Source organism: Bacillus sp. AFS001701 (assembly GCF_002559405.1).
GTDB lineage: Bacteria > Bacillota > Bacilli > Bacillales > Bacillaceae_G > Gottfriedia.
Map to the genome: position 1 here is coordinate 1 of NZ_NTZO01000735.1, position 512 is coordinate 512.

The following is a 512-nucleotide window of genomic DNA, read 5'->3' on the forward strand; positions in this document are numbered from 1 at the left end:
AACTAACGCATTGCATTAGTTACATAACGTTCGACAGCTTCGGCGGTCTTTTTTTTGTGCTAATTAAAACTTTAACTGAATAAGGTATTGAGAAAAGCAGATAACAATTTATTGATAAATTAAAAAGCGAAAGAAGTTAAACAAAAATAATTAGGGGGAAGAAAAATGAAAAGAGTTATAATTGGAGGATTTTTCTTTCTTGGTGGGTTATTTACAACTTTAACGATTATTACGTTAGCTGCTAAGTTTATTCCTAGTATTACAACATGGTCAGGTAAGTCACAGTTATGGTTTGCAATTTTTGGTGCTAGACAATTTAACGAATATACAGGACAAAGCTTATATCTAGGTTTCCCATTTATTATTGGAGTTTTACTAACAGGTGTTGGTGTTACTATTTTAGCACGAGAATATTTTTACAATTCTAGGGATAAAAATAATTGAATCAATATATATAAGTTCATCAACCAATACATGCATTAGTTAACAATTTGATCGGCTGTTTAGTCGAT

1 protein-coding gene is annotated in these 512 nt (G+C 30.3%); it reads left to right on the top strand.

Annotated elements, in window-relative coordinates:
* The first annotated feature begins 165 nt into the window (after nucleotides 1-165).
* Nucleotides 166-444 (top strand): hypothetical protein, encoded by a 279-nt coding sequence (locus CN514_RS24920; RefSeq protein ID WP_098234846.1) that lies wholly within the window; start codon nucleotides 166-168, stop codon nucleotides 442-444.
* Nucleotides 445-512 lie beyond the last annotated feature (68 nt).